The organism is Acinetobacter sp. YQ_14 (assembly GCF_043102985.1).
Lineage (GTDB): Bacteria > Pseudomonadota > Gammaproteobacteria > Pseudomonadales > Moraxellaceae > Acinetobacter > Acinetobacter venetianus.
Genome location: NZ_JBICJJ010000011.1, coordinates 163,994 through 178,746, shown reverse-complemented (window position 1 = coordinate 178,746; position 14,753 = coordinate 163,994). Strand labels below are relative to the sequence as shown.

Annotated in this window: 16 protein-coding genes; 10 read left to right on the top strand and 6 right to left on the bottom strand. The window is 38.6% G+C overall.

Going from position 1 to position 14,753, the window contains the following annotated elements:
- Positions 1-2 precede the first annotated feature (2 nt).
- Positions 3-1,334: a D-serine ammonia-lyase gene (locus ACF8D3_RS05935; protein ID WP_392470679.1), complete on the bottom strand. Its 1,332-nt coding sequence runs from the start codon at positions 1,332-1,334 to the stop codon at positions 3-5.
- A 324-nt stretch (positions 1,335-1,658) separates the two neighbouring features.
- Between ACF8D3_RS05935 and ACF8D3_RS05930 the strand changes: the two genes are divergently transcribed.
- The 8 genes from ACF8D3_RS05930 to ACF8D3_RS05895 all read left to right on the top strand — a co-directional run bounded on the left by ACF8D3_RS05930 (position 1,659) and on the right by ACF8D3_RS05895 (position 9,759).
- Positions 1,659-2,534 (top strand): MaoC/PaaZ C-terminal domain-containing protein, encoded by an 876-nt coding sequence (locus tag ACF8D3_RS05930; protein WP_392470678.1) that lies wholly within the window; start codon positions 1,659-1,661, stop codon positions 2,532-2,534.
- 18 nt (positions 2,535-2,552) lie between these two features.
- Positions 2,553-4,829 carry a molybdopterin-dependent oxidoreductase gene (locus ACF8D3_RS05925; protein ID WP_392470677.1) on the top strand — a complete coding sequence of 759 codons (2,277 nt, stop codon included), beginning with the start codon at positions 2,553-2,555 and terminating at the stop codon, positions 4,827-4,829.
- A gap of 269 nt (positions 4,830-5,098) precedes the next feature.
- On the top strand, positions 5,099-6,118 hold the full coding sequence (gene moaA, locus ACF8D3_RS05920; protein ID WP_373278692.1) for a GTP 3',8-cyclase MoaA: 1,020 nt from the start codon (positions 5,099-5,101) through the stop codon (positions 6,116-6,118).
- Between the two features lie 25 nt (positions 6,119-6,143).
- Entirely contained in the window at positions 6,144-6,395 is a 252-nt protein-coding gene (locus ACF8D3_RS05915; protein ID WP_004879296.1) for a MoaD/ThiS family protein, read from the top strand.
- Between the two features lie 3 nt (positions 6,396-6,398).
- The gene (locus tag ACF8D3_RS05910; RefSeq protein WP_004879297.1) at positions 6,399-6,929 is read left to right on the top strand and encodes a molybdenum cofactor biosynthesis protein MoaE; all 531 of its coding nucleotides are present in this window, start codon (positions 6,399-6,401) and stop codon (positions 6,927-6,929) included.
- A gap of 16 nt (positions 6,930-6,945) precedes the next feature.
- Entirely contained in the window at positions 6,946-7,869 is a 924-nt protein-coding gene (gene moaCB, locus ACF8D3_RS05905) for a bifunctional molybdenum cofactor biosynthesis protein MoaC/MoaB (RefSeq protein WP_392470676.1), read from the top strand.
- Positions 7,869-9,098 (top strand): molybdopterin molybdotransferase MoeA, encoded by a 1,230-nt coding sequence (locus tag ACF8D3_RS05900; RefSeq protein ID WP_392470675.1) that lies wholly within the window; start codon positions 7,869-7,871, stop codon positions 9,096-9,098. The genes moaCB and ACF8D3_RS05900 overlap by 1 nt, the downstream gene beginning before the upstream one ends.
- Before the next feature lie 178 nt (positions 9,099-9,276).
- Positions 9,277-9,759 carry a helix-turn-helix domain-containing protein gene (locus tag ACF8D3_RS05895; protein ID WP_007482267.1) on the top strand — a complete coding sequence of 161 codons (483 nt, stop codon included), beginning with the start codon at positions 9,277-9,279 and terminating at the stop codon, positions 9,757-9,759.
- A gap of 1 nt (position 9,760) precedes the next feature.
- Here ACF8D3_RS05895 and ACF8D3_RS05890 read toward each other — a convergent pair whose 3' ends face one another.
- Entirely contained in the window at positions 9,761-11,161 is a 1,401-nt protein-coding gene (locus ACF8D3_RS05890) for a PLP-dependent aminotransferase family protein (protein WP_392470673.1), read from the bottom strand.
- Between the two features lie 120 nt (positions 11,162-11,281).
- Here ACF8D3_RS05890 and ACF8D3_RS05885 point away from each other — a divergent pair, with 120 nt between their 5' ends.
- Positions 11,282-12,145, top strand: coding sequence for a DMT family transporter (locus ACF8D3_RS05885; RefSeq protein ID WP_392470670.1), 864 nt, complete (start codon positions 11,282-11,284; stop codon positions 12,143-12,145).
- A gap of 9 nt (positions 12,146-12,154) precedes the next feature.
- Here the strand turns inward: ACF8D3_RS05885 and ACF8D3_RS05880 are convergent, their stop codons facing one another.
- The 4 genes from ACF8D3_RS05880 to tusD are packed head-to-tail and all read right to left on the bottom strand — an operon-like array spanning position 12,155 to position 13,562.
- Positions 12,155-12,466, bottom strand: coding sequence for a TusE/DsrC/DsvC family sulfur relay protein (locus tag ACF8D3_RS05880; protein ID WP_278397167.1), 312 nt, complete (start codon positions 12,464-12,466; stop codon positions 12,155-12,157).
- Positions 12,467-12,506: 40 nt separating this feature from the next.
- The gene (locus ACF8D3_RS05875) at positions 12,507-12,791 is read right to left on the bottom strand and encodes a hypothetical protein (RefSeq protein ID WP_278397165.1); all 285 of its coding nucleotides are present in this window, start codon (positions 12,789-12,791) and stop codon (positions 12,507-12,509) included.
- Between the two features lie 8 nt (positions 12,792-12,799).
- Positions 12,800-13,150, bottom strand: coding sequence for a hypothetical protein (locus tag ACF8D3_RS05870; protein WP_004879310.1), 351 nt, complete (start codon positions 13,148-13,150; stop codon positions 12,800-12,802).
- 43 nt (positions 13,151-13,193) lie between these two features.
- Positions 13,194-13,562, bottom strand: a complete 369-nt coding sequence (gene tusD / locus ACF8D3_RS05865) for a sulfurtransferase complex subunit TusD (protein ID WP_007482254.1) — start codon at positions 13,560-13,562, stop codon at positions 13,194-13,196.
- 66 nt (positions 13,563-13,628) lie between these two features.
- Between tusD and ACF8D3_RS05860 the strand changes: the two genes are divergently transcribed.
- Positions 13,629-14,636 carry an SDR family NAD(P)-dependent oxidoreductase gene (locus tag ACF8D3_RS05860; RefSeq protein ID WP_061397483.1) on the top strand — a complete coding sequence of 336 codons (1,008 nt, stop codon included), beginning with the start codon at positions 13,629-13,631 and terminating at the stop codon, positions 14,634-14,636.
- Positions 14,637-14,753: the final 117 nt, after the last annotated feature.

Genomic DNA, 14,753 nt, shown 5'->3' with positions numbered 1-14,753 from the left:
GATTATGCAGAAGCTTTGCTAAGGTAGTTTTGCATTTCCTCTACTGGTACCATACCACCGCCAGTACCCCAAACAATATGATTTGCATTCTGAAGTTGTTGCTCAGTAAATTGATGTAAATCAATATAGTCTGAATGTGAATGCACCAGAACTGGGCCAAGCATTCCAGCCAAAGCAGAAGGTTCTAGCTTTAAACTTTCAGACTGATTGAGCATCCCGAGCAGGTTGTACATGGTTTGGTCATCCAATGTATAAAAACCATCCAATAACCGTTGCATTGCTCGTCCAACAAAACCTGATGCACGACCTACAGCTAAACCATCGGCAGCTGTGATGTTGTCAATACCGATATCTTGAACAGATATTTCATCATGTAGACCTGTTGCTACGCCGAGTAACATGCACGGTGAATGAGTGGGTTCTGCAAAAATACAATGAACGTTATCTCCAAAAGCCATTTTCAAACCAAAAGCAACGCCACCAGGCCCACCACCAACGCCACAAGGTAAATAAACAAATAAAGGGTGTGCTTGATCAACAATGACACCTTGTTGAGTCAATTGCTGTTTTAATCGTTCACCAGCAACGGCATAACCTAAAAACAACGTTTTTGAATTTTCATCATCGATAAAAAAGCAATTTGGATTTTTTAACGCCGCTTTTCGACCTTCTTGTACAGCTATGCCATAGTCTTGCTGGTATTCAACAACGGTTACACAGTGTGAGCGTAATTTGTCTTTTTTCCATTGGCGCGCATCAGCAGACATATGAACGGTGACATCGAAGCCCAATTTTGCACTCATAATTCCAATGGACAATCCGAGATTACCTGTAGAACCAACAGCGATGCTGTATTGACTGAAGAAGGTTCTAAATTCATCACTATTCAGTTTTGAATAATCATCATTCAGATTGAGTAGATTTGCTTTTAGTGCAAGCTGTTCTGCGTGATAAAGCACTTCATAAATACCACCACGTGCTTTGATTGATCCTGAGATGGGTAAATGGCTATCTTTTTTTAGCCATAATTTACCTTGAATGTTTTGATTGAAATGCTGTTGTAGATATTTTTGCATATTTGGAATGGCTGTCAGTTCAGATTCGATAATGCCATTCGTCGTACTTGTTTCTGGGAATACAGCGATTAAGTAGGGTGCAAAGCGTGCTAAACGATCACGCGCATCATCCATATCTTTTTGAGCTAGACCAACAAATGGTAAGCCTTCAGCCAGTGTTGTGAATTCAGGATTAAACCAAACAGTTTCTTTGAGTTCAATCAAATCTTTGACGATAGGATGCTGATTAATAAGGTCTTGAATTTGCTTTGAATCCATTCATTTTCTCTTGAAATTTATTTAACCAATAGTGATGTAAGCTTGAAGGAGTTTTGTTCTTTCAAAGCCTTTTTTCAATATCCTTGAGATTAAACCAAGAATAGTGATTTTTCACGTTTTAAAAGCGCTTATTTTGTATGAAGTGCATTTTTGATTGATAAATTGTTTTTATGAATTTCTGATAAGAGCTATTGACCTTTAAATTTATAAGTTCTATTTTGGAACTAATATGTTTAACATTGTGCTTCTTATTTTCTGTTCATGTCTATATTAAGATTGATCAAAATAAGAATGCTAGAAAAATAAAATCAACAGGAGCGCCAAATGGTCGCCTTACGTTATCAGCAGATACCTCTGCAATTTCTGTTTGAACATCAAGCAACGCTAGTAGGATTGGGTAAGATCGGGTTGCGAAGTATTGCTAAAAAGAAACTAGCCACAGTGAATTGGCAAGCTTTAGCTCCGATTACGGAAATTATTGATCCACCAAGTACTAAATTGATTGAGCACTATATTCAATGGAGTGATGCAGCACCTAATAAATATAACAACTCAATCCCCGCGCATATGGTTTCACAATGGGGATTTTCTTTTGCGACACGATTATTATTGCAAACCAGTTATCCATTGAGCCAAGTGATCAATCAAGGAGTAAGTTTGACGATACATGGTGAGCTTCCTCGAAACGAAAAGCTCATGGTTCAAGCCAAAATTTCACAGGTTGACGAACGCAATGGTCTCGCTAGAGTTTCGGTGCAGATCAAAACAGGGACAGTCATCGAACCAGAGTTGATTGAAGCCGTATTGCATATGGCATTTATTTTGCCAAATTTCAAAAAGATGAAACGTACTGAAAAGGTAGATCAAAAAAATTGGCAAACTTTAGGGCAATGGTCAGCAACAGCTGATGATGGCTTTAAATTTGCGCTATTAACGGGTGATTTCAATCCAATACACTGGGTTGGACCACTTGCAAAACTATCGAGTTTTGGTCAGAAAGTTTTGCATGGTTTTGGCGTATTTGCTCGTAGTTTTGAGTTTCTGCCTGAGTCTAGAAAACAAATCGATATCCGATTTTTAAAACCTGTGAAATTGCCGTCTAGGCATAATCAAGTTGAGATCAGTACGGAGCAAGATCAATGTTTTGTTCGAGTTGTTGGTTCTGAAGGTCAGATCTGTTTAATGGGACAATTTCAATAAAAAATTGGGGAAATAAAAATGACAAACTCAGCCGTTAGACAAGATGTGACAGCATGCATTCTATGTTCACGAAATTGTGGTTTAAGTGTCGAAATTGAAAATAATCAATTCAAAAAAATTAAGGGGGATGAACAACATCATTTTTCCCAAGGTTATATTTGTCAGAAAGCCGCGAGATTACAGCATTATCAACAACATGCTGATCGCTTAACCTCACCATTAAAACGACAGGCAGATGGTTCATTCACAGAGGTTACATGGGAACAAGCGATTCAAGAAATTGCTGATCAGCTTGTCCATATACGAAATACCTATGGTGGAACTGCATTTGCATCGGTGGGTGGCGGTGGTCAGGGCAATCATTTGGGTGCTGCTTATGGTCGTCAATTGCTATATGCCATGAAAAGTTTTTATGCGTATAACTCTTTGGCGCAAGAGAAAACAGGTGATTTTTGGGTCAATGGTCGTTTGTTTGGTAGTCAGGCATGCCATACCACTGAAGATGTCGAGTATGCAGATTATGTGCTCTTTATTGGGACAAATCCGTTTCAAGCACATGGCATTCCTAATGCACGAGATACGCTAAAACATATTAAGAAAGATCCAAATCGTACCATGGTGGTGTTTGATCCGCGTGTCACCGAAACTGCAAAACAGGCAGATATTCACGTTCAATTAAAGCCTGGAACAGATTCTTATTTAATGTCTGCCATGATTGCGATCATGTTGCGTGAAGAGTTATATGATCAAGCATTTATTCAACAACATACGCATGGCTTTGAAGAAGTAAAGAAAGCTTTTCTTGCAGTTCCAGTCGAACAATATATTCAAAAAGCAGATGTTTCCGTGGAACTGATTTATCAAATCGTGCGTGATTTTGCCAAAGCCAAAAGTGGCTGTGTGCGGATTGATTTAGGGATTCAACACACCTTAAATACGACTTTAAATGGCTATTTAGAAAAGCTTTTGTATTTATTGACTGGGAATTTTGGCAAACAAGGCACTAATAATTTACATACCATGTTTGTCCCAATTCTCACCAATACCGATGAGCGAAATCCTAAATATCGCCGTACAGTTTATCATAAAATGTTCCCAATCTCTGGATTTTTTCCACCGAACATTTTGCCAGATGAAATTTTAAAAGCGGGTGATCAGCGTGTTCGTGCGGTGTTTGTCGATAGTTGCAACCCATTACTCACTTATGCGGATACGGCAGCATATGAGCAGGCGTTTCAGTCTTTAGATTTGTTGGTGGTTGTGGATGTCGCAATGACTGAAACAGCACGTTTAGCTCATTATATTTTGCCTGCGCATAGCCAGTTTGAGAAATGGGAGTTCACGGGGTTTAACTTAGAATTTCCTAAAAATGGTTTCCATTTACGTCATCCTTTATTCAAACCACAAGGGAATACCTTACCTGAAGCAGAGATTTATACGCGCTTATTAGAAGCAATGAAGGTCATTCCTAAAAAATTTCCAATTTTAAGCAAAATTGCTGAAAAAGATTCGGACAAAACAGCTTTTCTTGCTTATTTCACTGCTTTGGCAGCAAGCTTTGCAAAAAATAAGAAACAGATTCCTTTTGCCGCTTCAATTGTTTATCGAAGCTTAGGTAAAATATTGCCTGACGATGCTGCATCAACTGCTTTGTTATTACCCTTATGTATGCAATACGCTGCTCAGCACTATAAGGCTGTGAAACAAGCAGGATATCTAGGTAATCGTTTGAATCTAGGTGTGAAACTATTTCAAGCAATTTTAAAACAACGTTCAGGGATTGTGTTATCTCAGCATGAATACGATGATGTTTGGAGTTTGATTGCCTATAAAGATAAAAAAATCCGTTTGGCTATTCCTGAGATGTTGATTGAGCTGGCTCAGTTAAAACAGCAAGCTGCAAAATTGAGTGATAGTTTCCCATTTATTTTATTGGCAGGCGAACGCCGTAGTTATAATGCCAATCAAATTTATCGTGACCCTGCTTGGCGCAAAGTGGATGCGGAAGGACGTTTGAGAATGAATCCTCATGATGCTGCTGATTTTGGTGTGGAAACAGGTCACACATTGCAATGCGTATCTGAACATGGAAACATTCAAGTCGTTGTTGAGTTAGATGAAGGAATGCGTCAAGGTGTGGTGTCATTGCCTCATGGTTATGGAATTCGTTACCGTGATGGTGAACCAATTGGGCCACAACTGAATCGGTTAACCTCCACAGAACATTGTGATCCATTGTCGAAGACGCCATATCATAAATATGTACCTGTTCGATTAGAACGGGTAGATGCTTAAGTGAGTTGACTATTTTGCACCACATTATTCCTAAATTTCATTTCTGTGGTCTAAAGTGGTGCGATGTCAATACAACAAAAATACGCAAGACATTGTGTATTTTCATGAGTAGATTGAAAGAGTTGTCTATTTGAACGAATAAACTACTGAGCACTTAACTGGCTTTTAATACTGGAATAATTATTGCTATATTAAAACTTCTACGTTTGGGCAAAGAACAAGAATGCACGCTACTTGTGCTTAGACGAAGAAAAGTGTTCCCAAAATGAGTGCATATGATGAAGCATGAGAGCCCTGAAACGATGTTACCGATCTTGCAAGATCAGTATGGTCGTATTAAGCGTAAGTTACGGATTTCTGTAACTGATCGATGCAATTTCAAATGCGTTTATTGTATGCCTGAGCATCCAGAATGGATGAAAAAACAAGATTTATTGAGTTTTGAGGCTTTGTTGGTCTTTTGCCAATATATGGTTAAGCAAGGCATTGAAAATATCCGTATTACAGGTGGTGAACCTTTGATGCGTAAAGGTGTGGTTCATTTTATTCGTGATTTACAAAGCCTAAGAGCAATTGGCTTAAAGCGAATCTCGATCACGACCAATGGTCATTATCTGGCTAAATATGCAGAACAATTGAAACAAGCAGGTTTGGATGATTTAAACATTAGTTTGGATAGTCTGGATGCTGATCAATTCAAACAACTCACTAAAAAAGATTTAGCACCCGTGTTGAGTGGTATTCAAGCGGCACAACGTGTGGGGCTGCCATTTAAAATTAATTGTGTGCTCATCAAAGGACAAAATGAAGATCAGATTTTGCCGATGGTCAATTGGGCGAAACAACAGAACATACCACTGCGTTTTATTGAATTTATGCCTTTAGATGGCGATCAGCATTGGACTGATCAAGCTGTGGTGAGTGAAGCCGATATTTTGGCGCAGTTACAACCTCATTATGACATTCATGTTTTGCAACAACAGCATGAGCCAGCGCGTCAATACCGTTTAGATGACCAATATACAATAGGTATTATCTCAACGATTACCCATTCATTTTGTGGCGACTGCGATCGGATTCGATTAACGGCTCAAGGTGAATTGTATAATTGTCTATTTGCTCAACAAGGTTTAAATATCAAACCTTATCTACAACGAGCGATCAAAGAAAAAATGTTTCAACAACTTGATCAGCAGATTAAGCCTTATATTTGGCATAAGGCAAAAGGTTATCATGCAATACAGAATCAACATGTACGTAAAATCAGTATGCACATGCTGGGTGGTTAGTTAAAAAAGGTGGTCTAAGGAAAATATGCAAACCATTGAAATCAAAATTGAAGCTTTTGGCGCGATTGAGCGCTTGTTACCAAAGGCACTTGCATTTGAGTTTGCAGCAGATCAACAGGTTCAAGATGTTTTAACACATATCGTTGGATTATATCCTGATGCAGCACTTGCCATGGAAAAATGTGCATGTGCAATTGGCGAAGATATTGTGACAAGACAAGTTTCCTTGCCGACATCATGTACCCTTGTTTTATTATCACCCGTAGCTGGAGGATGAAAAATGCGTGAGTTCGCCAGAGTTCAAGATCAGGCTTTAAGCTTGGATAGTTTTGATCCGATTCAAGATTTTCCTGAATGTGGTGGTGTCGATGTTTTTATTGGCACAGTACGCAATCACCATGAAGGTAAAGCCGTTAAGGCATTGAAATATACCTCTTATACGCCTGTTGCTGAAAAAATGATTCGTGAAATCGAACAAGACGTAAAAGCTAAATATTCAGAAGTCTCTTATGTTCGCGTGATTCATCGTATTGGTTATTTGGATGTAAGTGAAACAGCGATTATTGCAATTGCATATGCCGCACATCGCCGTGAAGCGTTTCAAGCCTGTGAAGAGGCCGTTGAACGTGTCAAGCATGAAGTTCCGATTTGGAAAGAAGAATTTTTCATGGATGGAACGAGCCAATATGTTGAAGGCTGCTGTATTCGGAAAGATGCAACCGAGCAAACAAGTTCTTCGTTAGCTAAAGAAGAAAAAAGTGCAAAACATGCACATCATCACCATGAACATTGTGCACATACACACGATTAAGTCTTAGGAAGTAAAAATGAAAAATGTAGGGATGAAACCCGAAAGTTATCGTGTTGCAGAAGCACAAGCAATTTTATATGCACCATCACATTGTATTCAGTTACTTCGCGATGGAAATACCGAAAAAGGTGATGCTCTTAAAACAGCACGTATTGCAGGTATTTTGGCGGCAAAGAGAACAGATGAGCTGATTCCGCTTTGTCATCCGTTACCGATTTACCGTGCAGATATTGATTATACATTGCAAGATGATCATGTGCTGATTTTAGCCACTGTTGAAACGATTGGGCCGACTGGAGTTGAGATGGAAGCGTTGACCGCTGCGAGTCTTGCTGGTTTGACCATTTACGATATGCTAAAACCGCATTGTGAACCAGATGAGTTATGCCTAGATCAATGTAAATTGCTTAAGAAAAAAGGCGGAAAATCACATTTTAAACGGACGCTACGTCAACCTGTTTCTGCGGCAGTCATTGTGTTATCTGATACCGTTGCTGCAGGACGTAAACCTGACACCGCTGGAAAATCTGTGGTTGAAACCTTGACTGAAGCTGGTTTTGATCCGATTCATTACCAGATTTTGCCTGATGAATCTGATCAATTAAAAGATTTGGTTTTAGAGTTAACAAAGTCTTATGCTTGCGTTATGACTGTTGGTGGTACAGGGATTGGTAAACGCGATATTACTGTAGATACATTAGAACCATTACTCGAACGTAAATTGGATGGTTTGATGGAAGCAGCGCGTGCATTCGGACAAAAACGGACCCCTTATGCTGCCATGTCGCGTGGAGTTGCAGGATTTATTGATCGTTCATTAATTGTGACCTTACCAGGAAGTCGTGGTGGTGCAAGTGAATCAATGGCTGCAATTTTGCCTGCCTTGGTACATATCTTTGATGTTTGTCGTGATCTACCGCATCCAGGAGGATATGAATAATGTCGGGATGTGGTGCTGAGAAAGGTCTCATAAGTATTGATGAAGCACTTACGTTGATGCGATCAACACCTGAAGCATTAATGACAGAGACATTACCTTTAGGGGAATGTCTCAATCGCTACTTAGCTCAAGATGTTGTCTCACCTGTTGATTTGCCTAGTTTTTCGCAAAGTGCAGTAGATGGTTATGCATTACACACGACTGCTGAGCAACTTCAAGACGAAGTATTTCATGTTATTGGGGAAATTAAAGCGGGGAGCGATATTGAACATCGGCTTTTAGATGGACAGGCGATTCGTATTTTTACGGGTGGTAAAGTGCCAGAGGGTACGACGCATGTTGCCCGTCAAGAAATTGTTGCGATTGAAACAGATCAAAAAATTCGTCTAGTTGAACACATTAAGCCACAGGCAGATATTCGATTTACTGGTGAAGAAGTCCAACTTGGACAAACACTTGCTGAAGTTGACCAGAAAATCAATATTGGTGGATTAGCTGCTTTAAGCATGGCAGGTGTTCAACAACTCAATGTATTTAAAATCCCTAAAGTGGCTGTGGTGATCACGGGTGATGAAGTCGCTGAAACACCTTACGATCTCAAAGCAGGTAAAGTCTTTGATGCCAATGGTCCACTTTTAAAAGCATGGTTTAAAGACTATGGACTAGAGGTTGAAATTTTACATATTGCTGATGAAGCCTCATTGGTGACTCAGTGTTTTGAACGTTTAAAACAGCAATTCGATGTGATTATTACTACCGGTGGCGTTTCAGTTGGTGATTATGACTTTGTTCGCCCATGCGCGTTTGAAACAGGGTTCGAGCAAATTTTCTGGAAAGTTAAGCAGAAGCCGGGGAAACCACTATTTTTTGCTGAATATAAGCACAATCTACACCACTGCTACTTATTAGGTTTACCGGGGAATCCTGCTGCGGTTTACGTTTCAATGCAGGTTTACGGCAAAGTTTTACTTGATGCGTTGCAAAATCAACGACATGACATTCAATGGTTTAATGGTATTTTAACCCATGATCTCAAGTCGGATGCGCGTGAACGATTTTTAAGAATGCATGCTTATTTTGAACAAGGCCAATTAAAGCTGAAAAGTTTGGCTAAGCAGCAATCACATATGCTCAGTAATTTGATGCAGGCAAACTGTTTAGTGCGAATTCCAGCAAATGAAAAGCTGGAAGCAGGTCGTGAATTATCTGGATTGTTTATTATCAGCTGATTGATTTCCATCAAGTTATCGAATCGATACATTTTTGGTACTTTTAGCCAAGTACCAATATTGCATCTGATAGCAAAGCTGGTTTAGTGTATATTTTATATTGTTTAGATTCTAAGCATTACGGTTCAAGACATGGAAGATGTCTTTTTAAAACTTTAAAAATAATCAGGTGATAATAATGAAATGGGAAGAAATTGGTGATCAGCCGTGTTCTGTCGCGAGAACACTTTCAGTTTTGGGTGATCGTTGGACAATGTTAATTCTGCGGAATGCTTTTATGGGGGTACGCCGTTTTGATGATTTTCAACGTAGTTTAGGATTGACGCGGCATGTTCTCTCTGAGCGTTTGAAGCGTTTAGTCGAACATGAAATTTTAGTCAAAGTGCCTTATGTACAACGCCAAGAACGTTTTGAATACCAACTTACTGAAAAAGGTTTGGATTTATATCCAATTATCCTTGCGATGGTGCAGTGGGCGGATAAATGGATGGATCTAGGAATGGGGAAGCCGCTTGAATTTACTCATAAAAGCTGTGGTAAAAAAATTAATCCTAAAGTGGTTTGCTCCGAATGTAATGATCAGATTCATGTCCAAGATGTGCGCGTAGCCGCTGGTCCTGGATATTTTGCCTTCGTTGAGCAAAAGCAAAAAACAGCTTAATTCATAATCGATATTGTTCTATTTCATGTTTTATAGCATGAGATAGGACTTCAAAAACTTTTGAATTTTGGCATTGTGCAACATTGAAGCGTATAAAATTTTGATATTGCTGACTCTGACTAAATGCATTTCCGGGTGCTAAAATAACACCTTGTTCAAGACATTTTTGTGCGATACGAGAACTGTCTAAATGCTTATCTAATTTACACCATAAGAAGATGCCTGCTTGTGGTTTAATCCAAGGCTGAATCCCTAATTTTTCTAAATTTTTAATGGTAAAATCCATCGCTTTTGCAAGCCGTATTTTTAATTCCTCTAAATATTTACGATAACTTCCATCTGTAAGTGCAATATACAAAATCTCTGCTGATAAATGATTACCTCCAAAACTTGTCGCAATTTTGATATCGGTCAAATCATTAATCCATTCTGACTTGCTCGCGATATAGCCAGTCCGTACAGAACCAGATAATGTTTTTGAGAAACTACCGATTTGTATGACACGAGAAAGACCATCCAAGGCGGCAAGACGAGGGGCTGAATTTAATTCAAGATCAGCAAAAATATCATCTTCAATTACGATGAGATTGGAGTTCTCAACAAGTTTTAAAACTTGATATGCGGTCGTTGGAGTTAAAATAGCTCCTGTTGGGTTGTGTATACCTGAGTTTGTGATGTAGAGCCGAGGATTATACTTCTGGATTGCTTCTGCAAATCCGTCTAAATCAGGCCCAGTTTGAGTATATGGGATACCAATGATCTGAATTTGATGTACTTTGAGTAAAGCATGGAAATTGAAATAACAAGGATCATCGACTAAAACCACATCATTCGGTTTAAGAAAATAACGACAAATTAAATCAATAGCTTGTGTACCTGAATCCGTCAGTAAGATTTGGTCAGGCAATGCTTCAATACCTTTGTTCAAGATTCTGCGGGAAATTAATTCTCGAAGTGACTTTAAACCAAGCGGTGTTGAGTAATCTGTCAGGATTTTGGCATCAGTCTTAGAAACTGTTCGGATGGCTTTGCGTATATTTTCGTGTGGCATCCAGTCATCTGGTAGCCAACCACAACCCGGCTTTAAAACATTTTGTTGTGCTTCTAAAGATTGTCTAGAAATCCAAAGTGGATCAATCGTTCTGTCGATTATTTTAGGATGGATTTCTGAGATAGATAAAGGAGCTAAAGGTGCTGAGACAAAAAAACCTGAGCCTGTTTTTGACTCAATTAAGCCTTTAGCAGCCAGTCTTTCATATGCTTCGACGATTGTTGATATAGATAGATTGAGAGTTTTGGCTAAAGCACGTACTGAAGGAAGCCGTGAGCCTGTGGTTAATGACCGCATCTTAATTTGTTCGTTGATATGCGATACCACAAAATCTATTTTTGTATTTTTCATCAATGATCTCAACTGTATTGGTTTATATACCAATACAGTTATTTAATATTGTACTGTATTGTGTATGGTGCAATTACCTTATCACAGTTTAAATTTTCCATATAGGTTTGGAGAATATATATGAAAGCGATGCGTGATGGTTGGTTGAATGGGCTTGTTGGCGTAGTGATATTTGCAGGGTCGCTACCAGCTACTCGCGTTGCCGTGATGGATATGAGTCCAACTTTTTTAACTGCTGCGAGGGCGGCTATAGCTGGTGTTTTAGCATTATTTCTCCTCATACTGTCTCGACAAAAATTACCCGAAAGACAAGACTGGCTTTCTCTCTTATATGTTTCGATAGGTGTTGTTGTCGGATTTCCACTCTTTACCGCACTTGCTTTACAGTATGTGAGTGCGGCGCACACCATCGTTTTTATTGGTTTGTTGCCATTGGCTACGGCTATCTTTGGTGTCATTCGTAGTGGAGAAAGACCAAGTTTAATCTTTTGGTTATTTGCTATTTTTGGTGCTTCTCTTGTTTTTGCTTTTATGTTGTTTCAAACGCAAAGTTGGTCATTTAACTATGGTGATTTTTTCATGTTAGTGGCGATTTTACTTTGCGGTTTTGGTTATGCAGAAGGAGGGAAGTTGTCAAAGCATTTAGGTGGTTGGCAAGTGATTTGTTGGGCTTTGTTAATAACACTTCCGATCATGTTATTACTCTCATATTTGTATTTACCCACCAATTTCGAGTTAATTCCGCTACAGGCAAAATTGGGTTTAGCTTATGTATCGATTTTTAGTATGCTGATTGGTTTCTTTTTTTGGTACAAAGGCTTGGCACAAGGCGGCATTGCAAAGGTTGGTCAATTGCAGCTGCTTCAACCGATTTTTGGGCTTGCAATCGCAGCTGTCCTTTTACATGAGCAAGTGAGTGTTGCAATGTTTGTGATAACTGTTGCAGTCATTATTTGTGTTGCTTGTGCAAAGAAATTTGCTTGAATATGATATTTATAAGCAATTTGCAGGTTTAGGCACACCAGCAAGTCGACTTAAATGACGAGCGACTAAACCTGTATTGAATCTTTGTTGCAGCACGGCATTGTTGATTTCAGGACTCACAGTTTTCATTAAAAACTTGATCAACGGACGAGTTGCTGGCGAATGACCATACTGCTGATAAAATTGACGAACAGCATTAAGCACCTCAAAGTGCCATTCTGTTAATTCCAAATCCAAAGATTTAGCGAGTTCTTGTGCAACTTCTTGATTCCAAATGGTGTAATCCACCAAATGACCATCTTGATCCAATTCTAATTGCATAAAATAGCCTAAGTAAATTTTAAATTAACTTCATATTTCTTTATTTCAAAGAAATAGAACGCTCGAATTGTAAAACTAAATCTGCAAATTGCGAATATTCGATGATGCTCATTCGATCTTTTACTGAGTCATTGAGTAGGTTTTGTTCGTTACTTAAACAGTAGATATGAGAAAAAGTAGCCAAGATATTCTCAGGAATGTGAAGTAATGCTTCACCCATTACAACAATAGAATCATTGGCTTGAGCCATCAGAGGCAACTCAGTCCAAATTTTATTTAAATTAGCATAGGGTGCTTGAACAAGAAAAAGAGTGTGCTTTTGCATAAATGACCTTACCAATATAAAACATGGTCAAATGATTGAATAAACTCAGGTTGAATGTTGATAAATTCAATTTCCTGATCAGTATTTTTTACAATTGGTAGTGCCTGATTTTTAGTTTCAACTAATATTGGCGTTAGGTCGTAAAATTCAAAACTTTCGACCATATTGGCAGCGATTTTAAACGCGAATTTCAATTGATCGAACTCTAATTTATTGTCCAATAAACTTAGTGCAGCATCTTTCAATAATACTTTGACAGAAATACCAAAGGTTGCTAAAACCATAGTTGCAGACAAACTTTCATTGATCTGTAAACTAGTTAAATTGGGCTGCGTTAGGATGACGAGTACAGATTTCACACAATTTACCTTTTTAAAGCAACACTCTATTAAAAAACTTGAATTAAAATTGAATTAAACGAGAACAGCTTTGCACAGCATCAGCAAGCTCTCCAAGTCCAACCAACTCAAAACTTTGAGCTAGGTTGTGGTGTTGAAGTGAATGACGTTGTGCATTGCTGGCATCAGTGATACCCCGTGCAAGGGCAGCACTGACACAGACAGGGAGTCGAATGCCGAGCTTTTGCCATTCTTGTTTTAAGTTGCGTTGATCATCAGGATACCACTGTAAATCATTCGCAACATGAACACCGTCTTGGTAAAAGAAGACACGAAATTCCTCATGCTTATTTTGCAGTGCTTGTGCTAAACCAAATGCATGCCAAGCCATAATCGAAGTAGGTGCTGAGGTAATTAATAGTAGTGTACTCATTGAACATTCACTATGGTCGCGAAGACAAAACGATGATGGATATATTAAAAAGAAGGTAAGTATACAATGATTTTGGTGACAGGTGGTTTAGGCTTTATCGGTTCGCATATTGCTTTGAGTCTATTGGCCCGCGGTCAAGAGATCGTCATTGTTGATAATTTAGCCAATTCGACTTTGCAGACCTTGGAACGTCTAGAATATATTTCTGGAATGTATATTCCATTTGCGAAGCTTGATGTAAGAAATACGCCTGCTTTAAATAAAGTTTTTGAACAATATTCAATTGATACCGTGATTCATACAGCGAGTTTTAAATCACTGGAAGAGTCTAACTTAAAACCTCTTGAGTACTACAATGACAATGTCAGCAGTATTATGAGTTTACTTCGCGCAATGCAGCGAATGGGAGTTAGGCAGCTCATTAATCTGTCTAGTTTGGCTGTTTATGGAAAATCTGATGCTGAACTGACTGAAGAAACTGAATTTAATTATAACTATCCAAATCCATATGTTCGTACGCAACAAATGGTAGAAAATATTATCGCGGATACCTATAGAGTTGACCATGAATGGAAGATTGTGAATCTCCGTTTGTCCAATATCGTCGGCGCATTTGAGCACGGTGTATTGGGTGAATATGTTACTCAACTTCCTAAAAATATTGTGCCTCTGGCTTTACAAGTTGCAGCAATGCAACGTGATTGTATTGAATTACAAAATCAAGCAGAGACGGATGATGGTACTGTTGAGCGGAGTTTTTTACACGTTCTCGATGTTTGTGATGCTGTATTAGCAACATTGAATTGGTTTACGACACAGCAAGGTTGTTTGGAAAACTTCAATATCGCGCATGATCAAATGACTTCGATACAAGCACTTTTGGAGGAGGTTGCTAAAGTGACTCAAACAGAGGTACGCGTGCAACCTGCAGTTTATCAACATCAGGAACTGGCTCAACTAGGTGCAAAAATTGAAAAAGCCGAACGCATTTTAAATTGGTCGCCAAAAAGGCCTTTAAGTCAGATGATTGAAGATGAGTGGCGTTTTTATCTGAATACATTAAAAGGTAATTAAGATAATGATTCTTATTTACATTAATGCGTGGTTTAATCAGGATAATAACTATCCATTAAATATTCCAATAAATTTTTAATGGATATTGATTAGCCAAAGCATCTATTTGCTTCAGCC